Genomic DNA, 24,096 nt, shown 5'->3' with positions numbered 1-24,096 from the left:
AATTGCACGGTGGAACCGATACGTCGATGCATCAACGTCCCCACGTATCGACGCATCACCACACCGGCGCCCCCGAAAGACGCTGACCAACATCGCCAAAGGATCTTAGCGCCGTGACGACGTCCGACCGATACCTCGCCTTTGCCAACTCCGCTGTGGGCAGCAAGCTGGCCAATGCGCTGGGGCTGCCCCGCCCTGTTCCGCTCGAGCGCATGCCCGCCTACGGCGAACCCGATGCCGAAGCCTCGGCACACGCCATCTCGCCGCCGCTGGCCGTTGTGGGTGGCGCGGGCGATGCGCCGCTGTTACCCACGCTCGCGCGCGAGTTGCACTGGCTGGGTGTGCCGAGTCTCGCGCATGCCGATCGACTCGACTGGATTTCCCGCGCCAATCAGGCCGGCACCATGAGCGGGCGTTTCAATGCTGCCGAGGGTGTGCGTCCGAAAGCCCTGATCTTCGACGCCAGCGCGATCACCAGTACCGATGCGCTCACCTCGCTCTACACCTTCTTCCACGACACGCTCGCCTCGCTGGATCGCTGCGCGCGCGTGCTCGTGTTCGGCCTGCCGCCGCATCTCGCCGCGACGCCGCAAGCCAGCACCGCCCAGCGTGCGCTCGAAGGCTTCGTCCGCTCACTGGCAAAAGAACTCAAACGCGGCGCCACCGCCCAGTTGCTCTATGTCGCGCCAGCCGCCCGCGAATCGCTGCACTCGACGCTTCGCTTCTTCCTCTCGCCACGCGCGGCTTACGTCAGCGGTCAGGTCGCTACCTTGCAAGACCCTGTCTTCGAAACACCGCCCATGCGCGACCAGCGTCCGCTCACGGGGCAGACCGCCGTCGTCACCGGCGCCGCGCGCGGCATCGGTGAGGCCATTGCGACCGTGCTGGCCCGCGACGGCGCGCATGTGGTGTGCGTCGACATCCCCTCTGCGCAGGAAGCCCTTAGCGCCGTGGCGACAAGGTTGGGCGGCAGTCCGTTGAGTTGCGACATCGCCGCGCCGGACGCCGCAGCCATCCTCAGGGCGCATCTGTCCGTCGTCGCCCCGGCGGGCCTCGACATCCTCGTGCACAACGCCGGCATCACGCGCGACAAAACGCTTGCCCGCATGAGCGAAGCGCAATGGCAGAGCGTGCTCGACATCAACGTCGGTGCACCGCAACGGCTGAACGCTGCGCTACTCGAAGCCGGCACGTTGCGCGAGCGGGCCCGGATTGTCGGCGTGGCGTCGATCAGCGGCATTGCGGGCAACCGGGGCCAGACGAATTACGCCGCGTCGAAAGCGGCCGTCATCGGCATGGTTGAAGCGTGGGCGCCGTTGCTTGCAGAACGGCACATGAGCATCAACGCCGTTGCGCCGGGATTTATCGAAACGCAAATGACCGCCGCCGTGCCGTTCGCGATTCGCGAGGCGGGCCGGCGCATGAATTCGCTGGGACAAGGCGGTCAGCCGGTCGACGTTGCCGAGACAATCGCGTGGCTGGCCCATCCGGCATCGGGGGCGCTGACCGGACAGGTCGTGCGCGTGTGTGGCCAAAGTCTGCTGGGAGCGTGACCATGCCCGACGACCATTTGTCTTCGCAAGACGCGGTAGATGCTGTGGATGTCCCAGGCGAGTCGGCCACTTCATCACGTGCGCAGGCAAGTAGCGGCGCCGGCGGCACCCCGCCTGACGCTCCCGCTGCGCGCGTCGGTGCATCCCCCGGTCATGGCTCGCCGTCGCAAATCACGCCAGCGACGCTGTGGTCCGCCATCTGGCCCGACACGCTACTCGCCCAAGACGTCCGCAACGTCACCCACCCGCCGTCGCCGCTGATGCTCTATCTGCGCGCGCTGGGCTCGTCGCGAAAACCGGCCCGCGCACAACCGATGCCGTCGATTGCCTTCGAACGCCGCGACGTGCGGCTCGACGCTGACGACATCGCCCGCTACGCTAGCCTGTGCGGCTTCTCGCCCGCGCACGGCGTGCCGCCCACGTGGCCGCATCTGCTCGCGTTCGCCCAGCACATGCTGCTGATGACCGACCGCGCGTTTCCGTTCGCCATGCTCGGCATGGTGCATCTGGCGAACCACAACCGTCAGTTCGCCCGCTTATCGGTCGGCGATCGTCTCGATTTGCACGTGCAATGTGGCGCGCTGTACGCGCACGACAAGGGCCAAGTGTTCACGGTGCTGACGACCGCGCGCCGCGACGGCAATATCGTCTGGACGGGTGAAAGTCTCTACTTGCGCACCGGCGTCAAAGACCCGGTCGGCGCACCGTATCGAAGCGAACTTCGCGCGGATGCGACGCTGGTGACGTCGGAGAAATTTCTGGCCCCTGCCGATCTCGGCCGCCGCTACGCGCGCGTTTCTGGCGACTACAACCCGATTCACCTGTGGCCGCTCACGGCGAAACTGTTTGGTTTCGAGCGACCGATCATCCACGGCATGTGGAGTTTTGCGCGCTCGCTCGCGACCGTATTGCCCGCACAAGCCGGCGACCAACTCGACTTGCTGGTGGAATTCAAGACCCCGTTGCGGCTGCCCGGCGAAGCCACCCTCTGGCGTGAGCGCAGCACCGCCACCAAATGGGTCAGCACGCTCGATACACCCCACTCGGCGGGTAATGTGTTCGAACTGCGCGACGCCACCGGCACCGTGCCGCATCTACGCGGACGCTGGCAGTCGTTCGATGCGGCGCCGGCCACCGAGGCCGCCGCAGCCACTGATCCCAGCAGCCTTCCCACGACCTCCCCAACCACATCGACAACCCCGGACCGTTCATGAGCGCCTTCAAACCCACCGCGCCTGCCCCTGCCTTGCGCCGCGTCGCGATTCTCGGCGGCAATCGCATTCCGTTTGCGCGTTCGAACACCGCGTACGCGACCGCCTCGAATCAGGACATGCTCACGGCAGCCATTCAAGGCCTCGTCGACCGCTTCTCGCTGCATAGTCAAACGCTTGGCGAAGTTGCCGCCGGTGCCGTGCTCAAGCACGCCCGCGACTTCAACCTGACGCGCGAATCGGTGCTCTCCACCACGCTCGCGCCACAAACGCCGGCCTACGACGTGCAGCAAGCGTGCGGCACAGGGCTTGAGACGGCGATCCTCACCGGCAACAAGATCGCGCTGGGTCAGATCGACGTGGCCATTGCCGGCGGTGTCGACACAGCCTCGGACGCGCCCATCGGCGTGAACGAACAACTGCGCAAAATTCTGCTCGAAGCGAATCGTCAGCGCAGCACCGGCGGCAAGCTCGGGGCGTTTGCCAAAGTGCGCCCGGGTATGTTGTTCAGCCCCTCGTTGCCTCGCAACGGCGAGCCGCGCACGGGCCTGTCGATGGGCGAACACTGTGAGTTGATGGCCAAACGCTGGCAGATCGAACGCGCGGCGCAGGACGCGCTCACGCTGGCGAGCCATGAGCATCTGGCCGAGGCCTACGAGCGCGGCTTCTTCCTCGATCTGATGACGCCGTTCCGCAACCTGCAACGCGACAACAATCTGCGCCCCGACCTGACGCTGGAAAAGCTCGAAAGCCTCAAGCCGGTATTCGACCGCAGCGCGACAGGCACGCTGACCGCCGGCAACTCCACGCCGCTCACCGATGGCGCGTCATGCGTGCTGCTGGCCAGCGAAGATTGGGCGCGCGCGCACGACATTCCGGTGCTCGCCTATCTCACGTATTCGCAAACCGCCGCCGTCGACTTCTTCAACCCCGACGAAAGCCAACGCGAAGGCCTGCTGATGGCCCCTGCCTATGCCGTACCGCGCATGCTGGCGCAAGCCGGGCTCACGCTTCAGGACTTCGACTTCTACGAGATTCACGAGGCCTTCGCCGCACAGGTGCTCTGCACCCTCAAAGCGTGGGAAGACCCGCAGTACTGCCGCGACAAGCTGGGCCTTTCTGCGCCGCTGGGCAGCATCGACCGTCAGCGGCTCAACGTGAATGGCAGCTCGCTCGCCTGCGGCCATCCATTTGCGGCGACCGGCGGACGCATTTTGGCCACGCTCGCCAAGTTGCTCGCGCAGCGCGGCGGCGGACGCGGGTTGATTTCGATCTGTGCCGCTGGTGGTCAGGGCGTCGTTGCGATTCTGGAGCGCTGAGCGAGATCAGGAGCACCAACGCAAGTTAGGAACATAAGGAACGTAAGGGGCATAAGCGACTGCAAAGCATCGTCGTCTGCGTCACGCGTGTTCGAAACCGAAAGAGCCCGAGAAATGGGCCGCCGGTGAACCGCTGATACAAACACGCAGATCGACAGGACACAACCTCAGGGAGGAGGAGAAGATGGACCAAGCTGTTCAACAAGAACGCGTGTGGCTCAACACCTATCCGGCAGGCGTGCCCGCGGAAATCGATGTCACGCGTTACGAATCGCTCGTGCAGGCTTTCGACGAGTGGATCGGCAAGTACCGCGAACGCGCCGCATTTGTGAGCCTCGGCAGCGACATCACCTATGCGCAGGTGGAAAAGCAGGCGCGTGCGTTTGCCGCGTGGCTGCAATCGCGAGGCGTGCGCAAGGGCGACCGCGTGGCGCTGATGATGCCCAACTGCCTTCAGTACCCAATCTGCCTGTTCGGCACGCTGATTGCTGGCGCCGTCGTCGTGAACGTCAACCCGCTCTACACCGTGCGCGAGCTCTCGCATCAGTTGCGCGACAGCGGCGCACGCACGATCGTGGTGTTCGAGAATTTCGCGAAGACGTTGCAGGCATCGCTCCCCGGCACTGAAGTGCGTGACGTCGTCGTCACGCAAATCGGCGACCTGCTTAGCGAGGGGCTGAATGCCAAGGGGCGGCTGGTGAACTTCATCATGCGGCGCGTGGCAAAACAAGTGCCGCCGTACGATCTACCGCAAGCCATCTCTATCAAGCACGCACTGGCAGAAGGCGCTAAAGCACGCACCGCACAGGGACTCACGCCCGTGCCGCTGACCCGCGACGATCTGGCCTTTCTGCAATACACCGGGGGCACAACCGGACTCGCGAAAGGCGCCATGCTCACGCACGGCAACGTGCTCGCCAACCTGCTGCAAGCCGAGGCGTGGATTGCCGATCAGCTCACCGACGAGATTGAGACGAACTTGTCGTTGCTGCCGATGTATCACATCTTTTCACTGACCGTGAACTGCCTGATGTTCATGAGTCTGGGCGGGCGCAACATCCTGATTGCCAACCCGCGTGACGTGAAGAAGGTCGTGTACATCATCCGCAACGAGACCTTCTCCGGTGTGGCGGGCGTCAACACGCTGTTCAACGGCCTGCTGGAAGACGAAGGATTCCGCGCTCGCGATTTTTCGAAGCTCAAGCTCTCGCTCGCAGGCGGCATGGCCACGCAACGCGCGATTGCCGAGCGCTGGAAACAGGTCACCGGCAAGCCGATTATCGAGGGCTACGGCCTCACGGAATGTTCGCCAATCGTCACGATGAACCCGATCGATCTCGCCCACATCGACGACATGGAATTCTCCGGCTCCATCGGCCTGCCTGCGCCGTCGACCGACGTGCGCTTCAAGCGCGACGACGGCACGTGGGCCGGCCTCGGCGAGCCGGGTGAGCTTTGCGTGCGCGGGCCGCAGGTCATGCGCGGCTATTGGCAACGCCCCGAAGATACGGCGAAGACCTTCGATGCCGACGGCTGGCTGCTGACCGGCGATATCGGCGTGATGGATGCGAACGGTTTCGTTCGGCTCATCGACCGCAAGAAAGACATGATTCTCGTCTCGGGCTTCAACGTCTATCCCAACGAGATCGAGGACGTCGTGGCACTTCACCCAGGCGTGCGCGAAGCCGCCGTCGTCGGCGTGCCCGACCCGGTGGCCGGCGAGCGCGTGAAGCTCGTCGTGGTCGCCAAGGACCCTCAACTCACCGCGGAGGCACTGCTCGCCCACTGCCGCGAGCACCTGACCGCTTACAAGGTGCCGCGCATCGTTGAATTCCGTCAGGGCGAACTGCCCAAGACGACCGTCGGCAAGATCCTGCGGCGCGAACTGCGCGAGCCGGGACCGGCCGAGGCCACGCCTGCGGCGCCCCCACCCCCGCACGCATGACCGGCGTCGCGCGGCGCGTCACGCGGGCAACCCCTGCGTGCGCCGTGCGGCCTGCCCTGTGTCATCTCGGCACAGGCTACCGTCGATTCAGGGAGACAAAACCCATGTCCACGTTTCACGCCCCCCGCCTGCGGCTGGGCATTGCCCTCGCACCGCTTGCGATTGCCATCGGCATGCTCACCGGGCCCAACGTCAACGCACAGACCAGCGATGCAGACGTCGCCAAACTCGCCGCGATGCCCGTCGCACAGCAAACGCAATGGCTCTCGCAAACCATCAAGAGCGGCGAACTCGCGAAAATGAGCGACGACGCCATCGTCGCCGGCATGCAGGCGCTCAACCCCGAAGCCCTCGTGCGCTTTCTCAAAGCCGAGTCGGCCGCGATGCCCGAGTACCAATACGAGCTGACGCGACACGAACGCATCAACAACCAATGGCAAACCACGCCCGACCGCATGCTCGTGAAGATTCGCGAGAAGCCCTTGCAGATCTATACCAAGTGGCTGCCTGACGGTGCCCACAGCGGTCAGGAAATCATCTACGACGAGAACAAGAACCCGAAAGAGATGTACGGCCATCTGGGCGGCATTCTCGGGTTCACGTCGATCTGGAGCAGCATTGACGGCACGCTGGCGCGCTCGCAGTCGAATCACACCGTGCGCGATCTCGGCTTCGGCTTCATCGCGGAACAGATTGCCCATGATGGGCGCAGTTTCCGCGCCGCAGGGCTGCCGGAGAAGCCCGCTAGAATTTCGGTATCCGAAGTGAATGGCGTGCGCGTGCTGGCACTGGAATGGGATGCTCCGTCCGGGCCGCCACAACACTATGCCAACAAGTCGCGCGTGCTTATCGATCTGAAGACGGGGCGGCCGCGCGGCATCGAGGCGTGGGATGCTTCAGGGCAGAAAACGGAGGAGATGCGCTTCGAGAAAGTCCGCAAGGAACAATGGACCGACGCGACGTTCGATCCGAAGAACCCGGATTACAAGTTCTGACCGATTGGCTGAAGTCTCGGCACACTCACGCGCGAGCAACGACGAAAGCCCGCCACCCTGCAATAGGGTGGCGGGCTTTCGCTTATCCGGCGATCAGCGGCCCGAGAGCCGCGGGTCAGTGCGTGAGAACCGAAAAACTGCGGACGCTCAGGTCTGCGGCAGTTCGATCTTCACTTCGAGCACTTCCAGGTTGTCCTGGTGCTCGACGCTGACTTTGATGTCGTCTTGGGCGATCTTGACGTACTTGGAGATGACGGCAACCAACTCACGTTGCAGCGCCGGCAGATAATCTGCTGGCGGCGACGAGCCCGAGCGTTCGTGCGCCAGAATAATCTGAAGGCGCTCTTTAGCGACGGAAGCGGTCTTTTTCTTCTCCCCCAGGAGGAAAGACAGGAAGGACATGGGCGCGCTCCTTACTTCGAGCCGAAAATGCGCTGCAACAGCCCCGGCTTTTGATAGTCGGTAAAGCGCATGGGCTTGTCTTCGCCCTTGAATCGGCTCACCACGTCGCGATAGGCGTCGGCCACGTCGGTGCCTTCCAGATGGATGGCAGGCGTACCCTGGTTCGACGCGTGCAGTACCGATTCCGACTCCGGAATCACGCCGATCAGCTTGATACGCAGAATTTCCTGAATATCTTCCAGCGACAGCATTTGGCCGTCGCTCACGCGTTTGGGGTTGTAGCGGGTAATCAGCAGGTGCTCCTTGATCGGCTCGCCGCCTTCGATGGCCCGTTTCGTCTTTGACGACAGGATGCCCAGAATGCGGTCCGAATCGCGAACCGACGACACTTCCGGGTTGGTCACCACCAGCGCTTCGTCAGCGAAGTGCATGGCGAGCAGTGCGCCCGACTCGATACCGGCCGGCGAATCGCACACGATGTACTCGAAGCCCATGTCGGTGAGGTCCTTGATGACCTTCTCGACGCCTTCTTGCGTGAGTGCATCCTTATCGCGCGTTTGCGATGCGGGCAGGATGAACAGGTTCTCGGTCGCCTTGTCCTTGATGAGGGCCTGGTTGAGGTTTGCTTCGCCCTGAATCACATTGATCAGGTCATACACCACGCGGCGCTCGCAACCCATGATGAGATCGAGATTGCGCAGGCCGACGTCGAAATCGATGACTGCCGTCTTGTGCCCCTGCAAGGCGAGGCCGGCGGAAAAGCTGGCGCTGGTTGTCGTCTTGCCGACACCACCCTTGCCAGAGGTCACCACAATCACTTTTGCCATCTGTCGATGCCTTCCCAAACTTGAGGATGAAATTAGCTACGAATCATTTGAGCCCGAGGGGCTCGAAAATCAGTTTGTCGTCTACCAGCCGCACCTGCACCGAGCGCCCCTGAACATCGGGCGGCAGTGCATGTTCGCCGGTACGGTAAATACCGGCGATAGAAATCAGCTCAGGCTCCAGACAGGTACAGAAGATGCGCGCATCAAGCTTGCCCTTCACCCCGGCCAGCGCCCGCCCCCGAAGCGGCGCGTAAATGTGAATATTACCTTCGGCGATCACCTCGGCCCCATAACTGACCAGATCGAGCAAAATCAGATCGCCTTTTGCGTAGACCTGCTGGCCCGAACGCAACGGCTTGTCGATGATGGTCGAAGGGATTGCGGAAGGCTCCGGCAACGTCGCATTCGCCGCATTTGCCGCATTAGCCGCATTCGTCGCGGATTGCGCAGCCACTGCTGACGTCACGGCGTCGCCGGATGCCTCGCCGCCTGCGTCGCCGTCGCGCGCATTGCGCGGGGCACGGCGCTCATGACTGTCCAGACGCGGCAGGCCATCCACCACAGCCCAGTCGGTCTGGTCGGCATTGGCCACCACGCCGATCGGCTTCATCCGGAATTCCGCCAGCATTTCGGCCAGCGCAGGGACAGCGACTCGCTCGGCCCCGGTCAGACGACGCACGTCGATCGCGACGGTGTCTCCAGCGAAGAACTCCGGGGTAGCTTCAAAACGTTGCGCCAATTCGGTGCGCAGTGTATCCAGTTGCGGCGTCTTGACAACGAAATGCAGGGTATCCACGGCACCGCTGCGTAACTCGAAGTACGGCGTTTTCTTTTGCGGCATGTCAGGTCGATGAGCGCGTTGCTGGCAGCGTGTTGCTGGCAAATTGGGCCATTCTACCGTCCCTCGGCCCCAAGCAAACTCAAAATAAGCGGGCGAACCCCGCAATTTGCGCTGTTTTGGTCACTATTGCACCGCAGCAAATCAATGCATTTTGAATACGCTATTGACGTATTGAATGACACGCCAGTGTCATCCTGAACGCCTATGCTGGCGGTGGGAAAGTCCAACACAAGAAATGCTGCATAGCAGCATCGAAAGTACGAATTCTGTCGCGCAAGTGCCATATTCGTGACCTATCCTTAAAGTCCCTTGAGTTGGGACCCCTGTTGAAACCGCAAACCGGGAGACGAAGATGCTGAGTCATCATGAATTTGCCACCCTGATGTTGGTCAAGGACGCTCCGGAGCAAGTGGAGCTTGACCGCCCGGACCTCGAATCGTTGCTTGATAGCAAACTGATCGAATGGGAAGAGTTGGCGCCGGGTGTGAAGTCCCCGCGCCTCACTGTCCAGGGCAAGTACGTCCTTCAGGCAGTTGCCTGAGCGTCCAGCCAGAAATTAAGGTGTCTAGTAACAGAAAGCCCGCCGAAAGGCGGGCTTTTTATTTGGCTGGCATCTGGCGGCTTGTTCTGTGCCGCCGGTCATACGGGTGAATCAACCGTGCCGGATATCACGACGATGACGTCGCCAAGTCGTGTGCCGCGCAGCCGGATGCTCACGACACCAATTACGGTCCGCGAGCCAGGCGACGGCAACGCCGACGACCAGCACAATCACCAACATTGCAATCAAGCTCCCTGTAAGCATCGCGGCCTCCTTACTTCGTAATGGCGGGATGGCACGCTTTCATTCTAGGCAATCTCTATCGCGATGGGTACCCAAATGTGATTCGGGTATACCGCTCTTGGGTGTCCGCACCAAATCGGCCGAGCGTCTTTCGGAATTCGGCGAAATCCTTGCGGCAGCGCAGCAGCGCGTCGTCTGACCAGTACCTGACGCGCGCCTGAGCGCTGCCTGTCTCGCGTATTCCTACCCATGCATTAAAGCGAATCGACAACGCCGCCATCAACGCGCAGTGCAGCCCCCGTGGTGGCCGATGCCTGCGGCGATGCAACATACACCACCATGTTCGCCACCTCGGTGGTGCTGGCCGCGCGGCCGATGATCGAACTGGGCCGATGCTCCTGCACGAAGGCTGCGGCCGCCTGCGCCATATCGGCATCGGCGGGCACGCCGGCCTGATGCAGCATCTCAGCCATCCCATCGGAGAGCGTCGGCCCCGGCAGCACTGCGTTGACCGTCACCCCGGTGCCACGCATGCGCTTGGCCAGCCCGCGCGATACGGCCAACTGCGCGGTTTTGGTCATGCCGTAGTGAATCATGTCCTCGGGAATATTCAGTGCGGATTCCGACGAAATAAAGATGACGCGCCCCCACTCACGCGAGGCCATGCCCGGCAAATAGGCCCGCGACAGCCGCACGCCCGACAACACATTGACGTCGTAAAACCGCGTCCACTCCGCATCCGGGATGTCGAAGAAGTCCTTCGGCCCGAAGATACCGGCGTTGTTCACGAGGATATCGACGTCGGGCACCTCGGAGACCAGCGCATCGCAACCACTCGCCGTCGCGAGGTCGGCGGCAACGCCGCGCACCTGCGCACCGGGCACGGCCTCGCGCAATTTCGCTACGGCGACGTCGACACCCGCTTTCGAGCGGCCATTGACGATCGTCGTCGCACCGGCAGCGGCCAGCCCTTGTGCAATCGCAAACCCGATGCCCGCCGTCGACGCCGTCACCAGCGCCACCTTTTCTTTCAGATCGATATGCATGTCTGAGACTCCAGAGATTTTTCGTTAGGACAACTTGCGAAATGACGCTGCACTGCCACCATCGCGCTATCAAGTCATTAGGCGATCGCGCCACCCGCATCGATGAGCACCGTCGAACCGGTTGCGCTCGGCGTACCGGCGAGATACAGAATGCTGTTGGCCACATCCTCCGCAGCCACCACGCGGCGCGCCGGCAGCCGTTGCGCCGCACTCGCGTACATCGCCTCGCGATCCGCTTCCGGCAGCTTGTTCCACAACGGCGTTGCGGTCAGCCCGGGCGACACCGTGTTCACGCGCACCGGCGAGAGTTCGAGCGCGAGGCCTCGTCCCAGCGCTTCGACAGCCGCATTGATCGCGCCCTGCACGACCGATGACGTGCTCGGGCGCACGCTCAGATAACCGGACGTCAGCGTGAGCGAGCCACCGTCCTCGATCTTGGCAAAGCGAGCCACGTGAAAAGTGCCCCAGAACTTGCTGTCGAACGCGGCGTGCGCATCGGCGAGAGAAAGCTTGCGCACGGCGCCGGTCGGCGTCTGCGCGGCCGAGATCACCACGTGCTGCCACGGCGCGTGATCGGCGAAGAACTGTTCAACGGCCGCCGCATCCCCCGTATCGAGCACGACCGCACGCGCCGTGGTGCCGATGGTCGCCAGCGCTTCATCGAGCTTGACCTGACTGCGCGACGCGATCGTGACCGCCGCCCCCGCCTTCGCAAACGCTTGTGCCGCCGCACGGCCAATACCGGAACTACCGCCAATTACCAGCACACGCTGGCCGTCGAAATTGAACATGCCGAATCTCCCGAGAATGGAAAAGGACAAAGCAGGACAAACCAAGAAGCAGGCATCTGCGCCGGCGTTGGCCTGTCACGCGACGTCATGGACGCATTGTCGTCCTCATTCCAAAAGAAGATAATCCCCGGGAAAACTGAATGACTCTCTTCAAATTTTTGAGAATCTGCCACCAATGATCGATCAAACGCTGGACCTCACCTTGTTCGACCGCATCGTCGCGACCGGCAGCATGTCGGCCGCCGCACGCGAGCTGGGTCTGTCATTGGCAGTTGTAAGCAAACGGCTGGGCCTGCTCGAACAGCGCCTCGGTGTGCGCCTGCTGAACCGGACGACGCGACGACAGGCCCTGACCGAGGAGGGACAGGTCTTTCATGCGTGCTGCCAGCGGATATTGGGAGAGATTGCCGAAACCGAGCGGTTGATGACACGGCAGGCGGGCACGGTGGGTGGCGTTTTGCGTATCAGCGCGCCACGCGCGTTTGGGCGGCGGCATCTCGCTGCGCTACTGGTGGCGTTTCGCGAGCGCCATCCCGATCTGAAGGTGCATCTGGAATTGAGCGATCTATGGGTCGATCTCGTCGCACACGGCATCGACGTGGCCATTCGCGTGGGCACCCTGCCCGACTCCAGCCTTGTCGCACAGGAGCTTGCCCCGAACTACCGCGTACTCGTCGCATCCCCCGAGTATCTGGCCCGGCGCGGTACGCCGCGTGAAGTGGGCGACTTGCAGCAACACGACTGCATCCTGTTCGGCAATGCCACGCATGGGGACTGGCGGTTTGTGTGGGCGTCGGAAACGCTGCGGGTGCAGGTGCAGAACACCTATGTGGTCGATGACGGCGACACGGCGCACGAACTGGCGCTGCACGGTGCCGGCATTGCGCAGAAATCGATCTGGGATGTGGGCGATGACATCAACGCCGGCCGGCTCGTGCGCGTGTTGCCCGCGCTGCCGATTCCCGCATCACCGTTACACGCGGTGTATCCGCATAGCCGACATCTGGCCCCGCGCACCCGGGCGTTCGTGGACTTTCTGCGTGACCGCCTGCGCGCCGCATGGCGCTGGCCGCCGCATTGAAGCGGCGGCGGCTCACGCCCGCTCAAGCGCCCTTCGCTTGCCCTGTCAATGCCTGACGCCCGGCCGCCAGCAACGCCTCCGAGAGCGCTGGGTCAGCGCCCGCGACGGCCCGCGACAACACCAGCGTACCGACCATCTGCGAGAAGCGCGCCATCGCGGCCTGTGCGGCGTCTTGTTCGGTCATGCCTTGCGCCCGACCGGCGTCGGTCAGCTTACCGATGACGTCAGCGAGTCCTCGGGCATAGCAGGCTTGCGCTTCGGGGCCGATACGAGGAGCATCGCCCGCGAACCCGGCCATCGCGCAACCGCACGCCACGTCGTCGCGATGCGCGGGCGACAAATAGCGCTCGACGCGCTCTTGCGGCGACATCGCGGCCTGCAAAGCCACGTCGCCACCCGCCAGCACCCCGTCCGAGCCTTGCACCGCCCGCGCCAACACGGCAGCCACCAGCGCGTCCTTCGACTTGAAGTGGTTGTAGAACCCGCCCTGTGTGAAGCCCGCTTCCTTCATCAGCGCCGTCAGCCCGACCGCATCCACACCGTGCTCACGAAACAGCCGCTCGGCGGCGGCGACGATGGCCTCGCGGTTCTCTGCGGCCTTTTCTCTCGAAATTCCCATATTGGCTCCTGCGACGCGCGACCCATGTCGAACCCGCTAAGGTGACGACGCCGGATCAGCGCACATCGCGTCAATCGACACGATCGAAAAAGACAATGTCGATCACCATTGACAAACCGACGTACTGCTCGGCACAATGCCCCTCAATGACGATGGCGATCACAATTGTCATGAAGTATAGCTGAAGCCGTGCCGCCTTGGGCGGCCTACCTACTCCGCTGGAGCGCTGCAATGAAGATCAAAGATGCTGTCGTATTTGTGACCGGTGCCAACCGGGGTCTGGGGCTGGAATTTGCCAAACAGGCACTCGCCCGTGGGGCGAAGAAGGTGTACGCCGGGTCACGCGATCCAGCCAACGTCACGCTGCCGGGCGTGATTCCCGTCAGACTCGACGTCACCAACCCCGAGGAAGTCGCCGCTGCCGCGCAACTGGCAGGCGACGTGACGCTGCTCATCAACAACGCGGGCATTGCGCGCGTGACCGAAGGCCTGACACGCCCCGGTGCCGACAAGCTGCTGCGCGACACACTGGAAACCAACGTCTTCGGCATCCTCTCAACGACACAGGCCTTCGCCGATACCCTCGGGCGCAACGGCGGCGGTGCGATTCTGAACGTGTTGTCCATCGTGAGCTGGATTAGCTCAAGCGTCATTCCCGAATATGCGATTTCGAAGGCGGCCGCGTGGTCGCTCACCAACGGCACGCGTCTGGCATTGCGCGCCCAGAACACGCAGGTCGTCGGGTTGCATGCGGGCTTCATCGATACCGATCTGACGCGCGGCTTCGAGGCCGAAAAGCTCTCGCCGGCCGAAGTCGTCCGTCAGGCTTACGACGCTATCGAAGCGGGCGAAGAAGAAGTGAGCGTCGACGAGCGCACGCGCGAAGTGAAGCAGGCGCTCTCGCACGGCGTCTACCTAATTGACCCGGCGTCGCAAGCGAATCAGGAATAACGCCGGACGGCGGACACGCCAATGAAAAAACGCCGCGCCCCAGTTACCGGGACCGCGGCGTTTCTTATGTCTTTTCAGACATCAGGCAGCATCAAACCAACTCACGCCGCCTTATCCATCTCACGTTCACCGCCCACGGCTTCGATCAGATCGTCGAGCAGTTTGGCAAGCTCACCGGTCATCAACGCCACGTCGGCGTCGAACTTCTCGGCTTCACCTTCTGCCGTCGGGTCGGCGGCGTCCTTGATGATGTCGAGCGGCGTCACGCGCTTGATCGCGAACGCATCGGTGAGCACGAACGAGATGCGGTCGTTCCACGTCATCGCGAGCTTCGTGCAGCGCTTACCGGCTTCGATGTGCTGGCGCACGTCGGCACCGTCGAGCGGGTGACGCACGTAGCGCACCGCAGCCTTCTCATCCGTATTCGAGCGCAGTTCAACGTCCTGATCGACGGTGAAGCCACCCGGCGCTTCATTGCCGGCCAGCCACGAGGTCATCACGGCCACCGGGGCTTCGTTGAGTTCCACATTCTCGAGCGTGATGTCGAGCGTCTTGAGCAACAGGCTGCGCACTTCTTCGGCCTTGGCGGGCGACGCGGCGTCGATCACGAGCCAGCGGTTGATCGGATCGATCCACACGCGTGTGTCGCGACGAATACCGAACGCACGCGGCAGCAGTTCGTCGGTGACCTGCTCCTTGAGCTCTTTCATCTGCTTGCGGCCCGGCTTGAAGCCTTGCTGCTCTTCAAGCTCGACGGCCTTGGCGCGCGTGACCTGATTGACGACGGTCGACGGCAGCAGTTTCTTCTCGGCGCGATAGGCCAGCAGAAACTGACGATTGATGCTGTGAACGAGCTCACCGCCTTCACGCGGCGGGGCCCAGCCCTGCACTTGCATTTCGAGGCTGCCGCCCTCGCGGAACGCGTGCTTCTCGAGCGCGTCTTCCATTTGCGCGACGCTCATGGACCAACCGGCAGGAATTCGGTGCAACTGAAGATTCTTGAACCACATCGGCATCACCGCAAAAAGCAAAAGCGCGATTTTACCAGTGACGCGATGGGCGGCGCGACCGATCTTCGAAAATCAAAGGAATCGGTCGAGAATTTTCCGGCTCGGCTTGTCGAGATTGGCCGAATCGCGAATCAGAAAGTGAATGCCGTGGCTGTCCGTGATGAGCAGCGTCTGGCCGCCAAGACGGCGAATGTCTTCTTCGCCGCGCAGCACGAACGACGCTTCGCCACGATTCGTCTCCACGGTCCACGTGCTCGGCGTAGCAAACGTCGACACGCCCTTGATGCGATGCACTTCCGGCATGAATTCGCGCGTGGCGAGTTCTTCGCGCACCAGCGTCTGCATGCTCACCGGCAGCACGTCGAGCGAGTCGAGCCAGACGAGCTCACGCCCTTCCGTACTCACCAGCGCCAGCCCGTCGTCGGGAGCAGCAATCGGAAACGCGCGCACGGGCACCACACCTTCGTGCGCGACACCGTCGGCGTCCGTCAGCACCAAGCGGCCAAAAACATTACGCGACAGAGTGAAATCGATCTGCATGACTATCCTCGCGTCGATCAGTTGGCCGAGAGCGGCTGTGCCGGTGCTGCCGTCACGGCAGCAATCGCGGCGGCGGCTTCGGCGGTGTCGACGGCATCGTCGATATCCGTATCGACGTTACGTTGCTGCGCCTGATACAACTTGTAGTAAGCGCCTTCGCGGGCGATCAACTCGTCGTGGTTACCCACTTCGACGATCTTGCCGCGATCGAGCACCACGAGGCGGTCGGCCTTGCGCAGCGTCGAGAGACGGTGCGCAATGGCAATCGTCGTGCGGCCTTGCACGAGGTTGTCGAGTGCTTTCTGAATTTCCTTCTCGGTGGCCGTATCGACCGACGAGGTGGCTTCATCGAGAATCAGGATGCGCGGGTCGATCAGCAGCGCGCGTGCAATCGAAATACGCTGACGCTCGCCGCCCGACAGTGCCTGCCCACGCTCGCCGACCAGCGAGTCGTAACCATGCGGCAGACGCAGAATGAACTCATGCGCATGCGCGGCACGGGCGGCGGCAACCACCTCGGCCCGCGTGGCGTTCGGCTTGCCGTACGCGATGTTATCGGCAATGGTGCCGAAGAACAGGAACGGCTCCTGCAACACCAGCCCCACGTTACGGCGGAACTCGGAGACCGGCAGCGCGCGAATATCCACGCCGTCGATCTGGATCGAGCCTTCGGCCACATCGTAGAAGCGGCAGATCAGGTTCACGAGCGTGCTCTTGCCCGACCCGCTGTGACCGACCAGACCGATCATCTCGCCCGGCGCAATGCGCAGGTCCATGCCGCGAATCACCGAACGGTTGCCGTAGCGGAAACCGATGTCGCGCAGGTCGATGGCGCCCTTCACTTCTTTCAGATGCACGGGGTTGACCGGCTCCGGCACGTTCGACACGTGATCGAGCACATCGAAGATGCGCTTGGCACCGGCGGCGGCCTTCTGCGTGACCGACACGATGCGGCTCATCGAATCGAGACGCGTATAGAAGCGGCTGATGTAGGTGAGGAACGCGGCAAGCACCCCGACCGTGATCTCGTGCTTCGAGATCTGCCAGATACCGAAGATCCACACCACCAGCAGACCGACTTCCGTCAGGAACGTGACCGTCGGCGAGAACAGCGACCACACGCGGTTCACGCGGTCGTTGACGACGAGGTTATGGCGGTTAGCTTCCTTGAAACGCGCCACTTCGCGGTTTTCCTGCGCGAAGGCCTTGACCACGCGAATGCCCGGAATCGTATCGGCCAGCACATTGGTGATTTCCGCCCAGATCCGGTCGACCTTCTCGAAGCCGTGGCGCAGACGGTCACGCACCAGATGGATCAGCCATGCGATAAACGGCAGCGGCACGAGCGTGACCACGGCCAGCCACGGGTTGATCGACACGAGAATGACCGCCGTCATGATGATCATCAGCACGTCGGTGGCGAAGTCGAGCAGGTGCAGCGACAGGAACACGCAGATACGGTCGCTCTCGGAGCCGATACGCGCCATCAGGTCGCCCGTGCGCTTGCCGCCGAAGTACTCCAGCGACAGCCGCAACAAGTGGGAATACGTCTCCGTGCGCAGGTCGGCGCCGATGCGCTCCGAGACCTTGGCGAGCAGATACGTCCGCGCCCAGCCTAGCAACCAGGCCACGAGGCCCGCACCAAGCAGCCCGGACAAATACATTCCCACCAGGTGGTAATCGATAGGCTGGCCGTTCTGGAACGGGATCAGCACGTTGTCCATGAGCGGCATCGTCAGATACGGCGGGATCAACGTGGCGCCGGTGCCGCACAGCGTGAGCAGGAAGCCGGCGAGCAACTGAAAGCGGTACGGCCGGGCAAAGCGCCACAGGCGCAGCAATGCCCATGTCGACGGTGGGGCTTCCGTTTCCGGGTTGCACTGCGGGCACTCGTCGACGCCCACCGGCAACTCGGCCTGACAGATCGGGCACGTGCCGACTTCCACCACTTCGTCGGCCAGCACCCGGCCAGCGGCGGCGGCCACGGCGATATCGCGCATGCGCACCACGGCGTCCATCAACTGCAACGCGGCCGGGTTGTGACCCAGCGTGTAGCGCCAGCTCGCGAGCTTTTGACGGGCATCGCACAGTTCCAGCGACCCCACGCCCGCATGATCGGTATGCGTGAGCACCAAATCCTCGCGGTACGCCCACGACTGCCAGCCCCCGGCATGGGCCGAGGCGCCGCCGGCCGTCGCTTCGCGCGCCAGAATCCGGCGGTCGGTCGCCACGACCACGCCCCGCGCAAAGTGCAGATGCGCGTCGAGATCGACCGTCAGCCACGCGAGTACGGATTCCCCATCGGCCAATTGTGCGGCGGCGTCCGGGTACCAGGACTCGGCGGTGGCGTTGCGAACACCGGAAAGCGGAGCAGACGAGGCGGTAGCGGCGGAAGACGGGCCACTGTCGGATGAAGCGGTGGGACTGGCGGCGGAGGTGTCGGTCATTGCTGCGGCGAGCGTGTCCTCAAGGGGCGGACATCGGTGCAAACGGAGAGAAATCGACGCGGACTTTCCCTGTCAGCCCGCGAATTTGCCGCAAGTATAACCACAGCGACGCCTTTTGCGGCGGGGAGTTCCCCGATGACACACCGCAACATGGAAATATTGTTGCGCCGGTCAACCGTTTCTGAGATCTCACGTTAAGTAACCAGTTAACTGTACAAGCGCGACCGGCTGTGCCGCCCGAAATCGGCCTCGCCGGCTTCACCGAATCCAGCCTTGACGCGTGAATTAGCCTTAGATGAAAAAGAAAGACATTGAGATTTTCGATGTCCTGTCGCTGCGCGGCCCGAATATGTGGACATATCGGCCGGTGCTTGAGGCATGGGTCGATATCGGCGAACTCGAGGAGTTCCCGTCCAACAAGATCCCGGGGTTCCCCGAGCGGCTGTCCGAGTGGCTGCCGACCCTCATCGAGCACCGATGCAGCATCGGCGAGCGCGGCGGTTTCCTTCAGCGCCTGCGCGAAGGCACCTGGCCCGGCCACATCCTCGAACACGTCACGCTCGAATTGCAGAACCTCGCCGGCATGCCCGGTGGCTTCGGCAAAGCCCGTGAAACCCCGATCAGCGGTGTTTACAAGGTGATCGTGCGCGCCTGGCACGAAGACGTGACCCGCGCCGCGCTGTTCGCCGCCCGCGATCTGGTCATGGCCGCCATCGAAGACCGCCCGTACGACGTCGAAGCCGCCGTCGAAATGCTGCGCGGTCTGGTCGACAAGCACTGCCTGGGACCGAGCACCGCCTGCATCGTCGATGCGGCCGACGACCGTGACATCCCACATCTGCGTCTGTCCGACGGCAATCTGGTGCAACTGGGTTACGGCGCCGCCGCCCGCCGCATCTGGACCGCCGAGACCGACCGCACCCCCGCCATCGCCGAAAGCATCTCGCGCGACAAGGACCTGACCAAGCAACTGCTCGAATCGTGCGGCGTGCCCGTGCCGGAAGGCCGTCTGGTCGAGAGCGCCGACGACGCCTGGGAAGCCGCTGAAGACATCGGCCTGCCAGTCGTGGTCAAGCCGTACGACGGCAACCATGGCCGTGGCGTGTTTATCAATCTCACCACGCGAGACGAAGTCACCACGGCGTTCGACGTCGCCCTCGAAGAAGGCAACGGCGTGATCGTCGAGCGCTTCGTCCAAGGGCTGGAGCACCGCCTGCTGGTGGTGGGCGGCCGTGTGGTCGCTGCCGCCATGGGCGAAATGGCCTCGGTGGTCGGCGACGGCAAGCACACCGTCTCGGAACTCATCGAGCTGCAAATCAATAGCGACCCGCGTCGCGGCAGCGCTGAAGACCAGCCGCTCAACCGCGTGCGTATCGACTCGTCGGCCCGGCTGGAACTCAAGCGTCAGGGCTTCGACGCCGACTCCGTGCCGCCCGAAGGCAAGAACGTCCTGATCCAGCGTAATGGCAACGTGGCGTTCGACGTCACCGACCGTGTGCACCCGAGCGTGGCCGCCCATGCGTCGCTGGCAGCGCGCATCGTCGGGCTGGACATCGCCGGCGTCGATCTGGTTGCGGAAGACATTTCCCGCCCGCTCGCCGACCAACGCGGCGCCATCGTGGAAGTCAACGCGGGCCCCGGCCTGCTGATGCACCTGAAGCCGGCCTCGGGCGAAGCCCGTCCGGTCGGCCGTGCCATCGTCGACCACCTGTTCCCGCAAGGCGATGCCGGCCGTATTCCGGTTGTCGGTATTACTGGCACCAACGGCAAGACCGTGGTCGGCCGCCTGCTCACGCATCTGCTGCAACTGGCCGGCGAGCACACCGGTCTGGCGTGCAGCGACGGCCTGTTCCTCGACAAGCGCCTCGTGCAAAGCGGCGACCGCGCCAACTGGGACGCCGCCCACCGCGTGCTGATGAACGCCAGCGTGACCGCTGCCGTGTTCGAGAACGACAGCGGCGCGATTCTCTCCGAAGGCCTCGCCTACGACCGTTGTCAGGTCGGCATCGTCACCAACATCGACCGCCCGGACCATCTGGGCCAGTACTTTGTTGAAGACGTCGACCGTATGTACAACGTGCTGCGCACGCAAATCGACGTGGTGCTGCCGGAAGGCGTCGCCGTGCTCAACGCGCGCGACCCGCTCGTGGTCGAAATGGCCGAGCTGTGCGACGGCGACGTGATCTTCTTCGGTCTGGACGAACAACTGCCGGCCATCGTGGCGCATCGCGCCGCAGGCAAGCGCGTGGTGTTCGTGCGTGACGGGCGCGTGGTGCTTGCCACCGGCGCCGAAGAAACCGTCGTGGCCGCGACCGCCGACATGCCGCTGACCTACGCAGGCCGCGTCGCCTTCCAGATCGAGAACGTGCTGGCCGCCGTGGCCGCTGCGTGGTCGATGGGCGTGAAGCTCGACATCCTGCGCGCTGGCGTGACGACGTTCGACGTCGGTCAGGTCGATGCCCCGGGCCGCTTCACCGTGTTCGAAAAGCAAGGCGCGACCGTGGTCGTCGACGACGCGCACAACGCCCCGGCGCTCACTGCACTGGCAGCTGCGCTGGCCACGTTGCCGGCCGAGCGCCGCATTGCCGTCTACGGCCCGGGCCTCGACCGCATGGACGAAGACCTGCAAGCCGAAGGCAAGCTGCTCGCGCAAACGTTCGACCGCGTGGTGTTGTGCGACGACCTGAGCGTGTCGCGCAAGCGTGCGTTGCCCGAGTCGCGCGCGCAACTGCGGGCGGGTATCAACGCAGGCATCGACGCAGGCAAAAAGGTGCAAGTGGTAGAGGCCGGTGAGCGCCGCAGCGCCGCCGAGGAAGCCCTTGCGCAACTCGTGCCGGGCGACGTGCTGGTGCTGCAAGCCGATGAAGGCGGTGCAGCGGCCATGCTCGACCTCGTGCACTTGTGGATGGGTCAACCGATCCGTGCGCTGGCAGCCTGATCGCCAAAAGCATTGAAGACAGGCGGCGTTCGGGGAAGTCAAACGTCGCCTGATCTATATAGATAGCTATCGAATACCCAAGCCACAGTCGTTTTTCTCGCAAACCACCAGCCATACAGGGACGCGAAGTGGACAGACAGGGATTGCAATTTATGGAAGTCTCCCGCATCCGCGCATTGCGCGGGCCGAACCTCTGGAGCCGTCACACGGCCATCGAGGCCATCGTGACGTGCACCGATCTCGAATACTCGATCGGCAATTTGGCCGGTTTCGAAGCCCGCCTGCGCGCGCGCTTCCCGGAACTGACGGCACTGACGCCCGACGCAGAAGAGCGTCCGGTCTCGCTCGCCGACGCCCTCGCCACCACGGCCCTGCACTTGCAGGCCGCCGCCGGTTGCCCGGTCACGTTCAGCCAGACCACGCAGACCATTGAGCCGGGTACATTCCAGGTGGTGGTGCAGTACAGCGAAGAGCCGGTCGGACGTCTCGCGTTCGAACTGGCCCAGCAACTGATCAACGCCGCGCTCGAAGACAGCCCGTTTGATCTGGCCGACGCCCTGTACCGCCTGCGCGACCTCGATGAAGACGTGCGCCTCGGCCCGTCCACGGGTTCGATTGTCTACGCTGCCGTTGCGCGTGGCATCCCCTACCGCCGCCTGACCGAAGGCTCGATGGTGCAGTTCGGCTGGGGCAGCAAGCAGCGCCGCATTCAGGCCGCCGAGACCGACCGCACGTCAGCCGTGGCCGAATCGATCGCCCAAGACAAAGACCTGACCAAGACGCTGTTGCACGCGGCCGGTGTGCCGGTGCCGCAGGGTGGCACCGTGCGCGACATCGAAGACGCGTGGAAGCTGGTGCAGGAAATCGACGCACCGGTGGTCGTCAAGCCGCGCGACGGCAATCAGGGCAAGGGCGTTGCCGTGCGTCTGCGCACGCGCGAAGAGATCGAGAAGGCGTTCGAGGCTGCGCAGGACATCAGCCGCGACGTCATCATCGAGCGCTACATCCCGGGCCACGACTTCCGTCTGCTGGTAATCGGCAACAAGCTGGTCGCCGCTGCGCGCCGCGATCCGCCGCAAGTCACCGGCGACGGCGTGCACACCGTGCGCCAACTGGTCGAGACGGTCAACGCCGACCCGCGCCGTGGCGAAGGGCACGCCACCTCGCTCACCAAGATTCGTTTTGACGACATCGCGCTGGCGACGCTCGCCAAGCAAGGGCTGAACGCCGACTCCGTGCCCGAAGCGGGCGCGCGCATCGTGCTGCGCAACAACGCCAACCTGTCGACGGGCGGCACCGCCACCGACGTGACCGACGACGTGCATCCGGAAATCGCCGCGCGTGCCGTGGCCGCCGCGCAGCAAGTCGGTCTGGACATCGCGGGCGTGGACGCCGTGTGCGAAACCGTCATCCGTCCGTTCGAAGATCAGGCCGGCGGCATTGTGGAAGTCAATGCCGCACCGGGTCTGCGTATGCATTTGCAACCGTCGTACGGCAAGGGCCGTGCGGTCGGTGAAGCCATCGTCTCGACCATGTTCGAAGACGGCGACGACGGCCGCATTCCGGTCGTGGCCGTGTCGGGAACGAACGGCAAGACGACGACGGTGCGCCTGATTGCACACCTGATCGCACAACGTGGCCTGCGCGTCGGCATGACCGGCACCGATGGCATTTACGTAAGCGGTCAGCGTATCGACACCGGCGATTGCAGCGGCCCGCGCAGCGCGCGCAACGTGCTGCTGCACCCCGACGTCGATGCGGCCGTGTTCGAAACGGCTCGCGGCGGCCTGCTGCGTGAAGGTCTGGCTTATGACCGTTGCGATGTCGCCGTGGTGACCAACATCGGCATGGGCGACCACCTTGGCCTGTCGTACATCAACACAGTCGAAGATCTGGCCGTGCTCAAGAGCGTGATCGTGCGCAACGTCGCGCCGAACGGCATGGCCGTGCTCAACGCAGCCGACCCGATGGTCGCGCGCATGGCCGACGCCTGCCCGGGCAAGGTGACGTACTTCGCGATGGACGCCTCGCACCCGGTGCTCGCCACGCATCGTGCCAAGGGCAAGCGTGTGGTGTTCGTGGACGGTGGCAACATCGTCACCGCTCAGGGCACGGAAGAAACGCGTTACGCACTGTCGGCGATTCCGCTGACGCGCGGCGGCGCGATCGGCTTCCAGGTCGAGAACGCCATGGCAGCCATTGGTGCCGCATGGGCACTGAATATCGATCCGGCGATCGTGCGCGCCGGTCTGGCCACGTTCGTGAACGATGCGGGTACCGCACCGGGCCGCTTCAACGTGTTCGACTACAAGGGTGCGACCGTGATCGCCGATTACGGTCACAACCCGGACGCGATTCAGGCCCTCACGCAAGCCGTTGAAACGATGCCGGCCAAGCGCCGCTCGGTGGTGATTTCGGGCGCGGGCGACCGTCGCGACGAAGACATCCGCCGTCAGACCGAGATTCTGGGCGACGCGTTCGACGACGTGCTGCTCTATCAGGATCAGTGCCAGCGCGGCCGTGAAGATGGCGAAGTGCTCGGCCTGCTGCGTGCGGGTCTGGTGGATGCCCGCCGTGCCAGCCATATCGATGAAATCCGCGGTGAGTTTGCCGCGATCGATACGGCGCTGGCACGTCTGCAACCGGGCGATCTGTGCCTGATTTTGATCGATCAGGTGGACGAGGCGCTTGAGTACATCGGCAAGCGTGTCGCGGAAGCCTGAACGCACTGAATGCAATTTTGACGGCATCTGACATGCCCCCGGAAATTGGTGAACTCACCAGTTTCCGGGGGCG

General features: G+C 63.6%; 19 protein-coding genes. 10 read left to right on the top strand and 9 right to left on the bottom strand.

Annotated features, from left to right (window positions below; translation table 11 throughout):
- Positions 1-113 precede the first annotated feature (113 nt).
- The 5 genes from AT302_RS10150 to AT302_RS10130 all read left to right on the top strand — a co-directional run bounded on the left by AT302_RS10150 (position 114) and on the right by AT302_RS10130 (position 7,023).
- Complete coding sequence (locus AT302_RS10150; RefSeq protein ID WP_058378338.1) at positions 114-1,553, top strand: 3-oxoacyl-ACP reductase; 1,440 nt, start codon at positions 114-116, stop codon at positions 1,551-1,553.
- Between the two features lie 2 nt (positions 1,554-1,555).
- Positions 1,556-2,767, top strand: a complete 1,212-nt coding sequence (locus tag AT302_RS10145; protein WP_058378337.1) for a MaoC/PaaZ C-terminal domain-containing protein — start codon at positions 1,556-1,558, stop codon at positions 2,765-2,767.
- Positions 2,764-4,083, top strand: a complete 1,320-nt coding sequence (locus AT302_RS10140; RefSeq protein WP_058378336.1) for an acetyl-CoA C-acetyltransferase — start codon at positions 2,764-2,766, stop codon at positions 4,081-4,083. Before AT302_RS10145 ends, AT302_RS10140 begins: the two co-directional genes overlap by 4 nt.
- 184 nt (positions 4,084-4,267) lie before the next feature.
- Positions 4,268-6,028: an AMP-binding protein gene (locus AT302_RS10135; protein WP_058378335.1), complete on the top strand. Its 1,761-nt coding sequence runs from the start codon at positions 4,268-4,270 to the stop codon at positions 6,026-6,028.
- 104 nt (positions 6,029-6,132) lie between these two features.
- Positions 6,133-7,023: a DUF1571 domain-containing protein gene (locus tag AT302_RS10130; RefSeq protein ID WP_084656143.1), complete on the top strand. Its 891-nt coding sequence runs from the start codon at positions 6,133-6,135 to the stop codon at positions 7,021-7,023.
- Between the two features lie 147 nt (positions 7,024-7,170).
- On the opposite strand, the gene minE is transcribed toward AT302_RS10130, so the two are convergent.
- The 3 genes from minE to minC are packed head-to-tail and all read right to left on the bottom strand — an operon-like array spanning position 7,171 to position 9,093.
- Positions 7,171-7,425: a cell division topological specificity factor MinE gene (gene minE, locus AT302_RS10125; RefSeq protein WP_058378334.1), complete on the bottom strand. Its 255-nt coding sequence runs from the start codon at positions 7,423-7,425 to the stop codon at positions 7,171-7,173.
- Between the two features lie 11 nt (positions 7,426-7,436).
- Entirely contained in the window at positions 7,437-8,252 is an 816-nt protein-coding gene (gene minD / locus AT302_RS10120; protein ID WP_058378333.1) for a septum site-determining protein MinD, read from the bottom strand.
- A 43-nt stretch (positions 8,253-8,295) separates the two neighbouring features.
- Positions 8,296-9,093 carry a septum site-determining protein MinC gene (minC, locus tag AT302_RS10115; RefSeq protein WP_058378332.1) on the bottom strand — a complete coding sequence of 266 codons (798 nt, stop codon included), beginning with the start codon at positions 9,091-9,093 and terminating at the stop codon, positions 8,296-8,298.
- Between the two features lie 352 nt (positions 9,094-9,445).
- On the opposite strand from minC, the gene AT302_RS10110 reads away from it, so the two are divergent.
- Positions 9,446-9,634, top strand: coding sequence for a hypothetical protein (locus AT302_RS10110; protein WP_058378331.1), 189 nt, complete (start codon positions 9,446-9,448; stop codon positions 9,632-9,634).
- A 497-nt stretch (positions 9,635-10,131) separates the two neighbouring features.
- On the opposite strand, the gene AT302_RS10105 is transcribed toward AT302_RS10110, so the two are convergent.
- Both AT302_RS10105 and AT302_RS10100 read right to left on the bottom strand, forming a co-directional pair.
- Positions 10,132-10,923 carry an SDR family NAD(P)-dependent oxidoreductase gene (locus AT302_RS10105; RefSeq protein WP_058378330.1) on the bottom strand — a complete coding sequence of 264 codons (792 nt, stop codon included), beginning with the start codon at positions 10,921-10,923 and terminating at the stop codon, positions 10,132-10,134.
- Positions 10,924-11,000: 77 nt separating this feature from the next.
- A complete protein-coding gene (locus AT302_RS10100) occupies positions 11,001-11,714 on the bottom strand; it encodes an SDR family oxidoreductase (RefSeq protein ID WP_058378329.1) in 714 nt (237 codons plus the stop codon).
- A 175-nt stretch (positions 11,715-11,889) separates the two neighbouring features.
- On the opposite strand from AT302_RS10100, the gene AT302_RS10095 reads away from it, so the two are divergent.
- Positions 11,890-12,795: a LysR family transcriptional regulator gene (locus AT302_RS10095; RefSeq protein ID WP_058378328.1), complete on the top strand. Its 906-nt coding sequence runs from the start codon at positions 11,890-11,892 to the stop codon at positions 12,793-12,795.
- A gap of 22 nt (positions 12,796-12,817) precedes the next feature.
- Here the strand turns inward: AT302_RS10095 and AT302_RS10090 are convergent, their stop codons facing one another.
- A complete protein-coding gene (locus tag AT302_RS10090; RefSeq protein ID WP_058378327.1) occupies positions 12,818-13,414 on the bottom strand; it encodes a TetR/AcrR family transcriptional regulator in 597 nt (198 codons plus the stop codon).
- Positions 13,415-13,645: 231 nt separating this feature from the next.
- On the opposite strand from AT302_RS10090, the gene AT302_RS10085 reads away from it, so the two are divergent.
- A complete protein-coding gene (locus AT302_RS10085; protein WP_058378326.1) occupies positions 13,646-14,365 on the top strand; it encodes an SDR family oxidoreductase in 720 nt (239 codons plus the stop codon).
- Positions 14,366-14,466: 101 nt separating this feature from the next.
- Here AT302_RS10085 and AT302_RS10080 read toward each other — a convergent pair whose 3' ends face one another.
- From AT302_RS10080 to AT302_RS10070, 3 genes are all read right to left on the bottom strand, one after another.
- A complete protein-coding gene (locus AT302_RS10080; protein WP_058380232.1) occupies positions 14,467-15,375 on the bottom strand; it encodes a recombination-associated protein RdgC in 909 nt (302 codons plus the stop codon).
- 72 nt (positions 15,376-15,447) lie between these two features.
- Positions 15,448-15,915 (bottom strand): cyanophycin metabolism-associated DUF1854 family protein, encoded by a 468-nt coding sequence (locus AT302_RS10075; RefSeq protein WP_058378325.1) that lies wholly within the window; start codon positions 15,913-15,915, stop codon positions 15,448-15,450.
- A gap of 17 nt (positions 15,916-15,932) precedes the next feature.
- Complete coding sequence (locus tag AT302_RS10070; RefSeq protein ID WP_058378324.1) at positions 15,933-18,362, bottom strand: cyanophycin metabolism-associated ABC transporter; 2,430 nt, start codon at positions 18,360-18,362, stop codon at positions 15,933-15,935.
- A gap of 295 nt (positions 18,363-18,657) precedes the next feature.
- Here AT302_RS10070 and cphA (AT302_RS10065) point away from each other — a divergent pair, with 295 nt between their 5' ends.
- Both cphA (AT302_RS10065) and cphA (AT302_RS10060) read left to right on the top strand, forming a co-directional pair.
- Complete coding sequence (gene cphA / locus AT302_RS10065; RefSeq protein ID WP_058378323.1) at positions 18,658-21,300, top strand: cyanophycin synthetase; 2,643 nt, start codon at positions 18,658-18,660, stop codon at positions 21,298-21,300.
- Between the two features lie 152 nt (positions 21,301-21,452).
- A complete protein-coding gene (gene cphA, locus AT302_RS10060) occupies positions 21,453-24,023 on the top strand; it encodes a cyanophycin synthetase (RefSeq protein WP_058378322.1) in 2,571 nt (856 codons plus the stop codon).
- Positions 24,024-24,096: the final 73 nt, after the last annotated feature.

The sequence above is a fragment of the Pandoraea norimbergensis genome, from assembly GCF_001465545.3.
GTDB classification, from domain to species: domain Bacteria; phylum Pseudomonadota; class Gammaproteobacteria; order Burkholderiales; family Burkholderiaceae; genus Pandoraea; species Pandoraea norimbergensis.
Note: the sequence above shows the minus strand (reverse complement) of the source record. Positions and strands in the feature narration are given on the sequence as shown.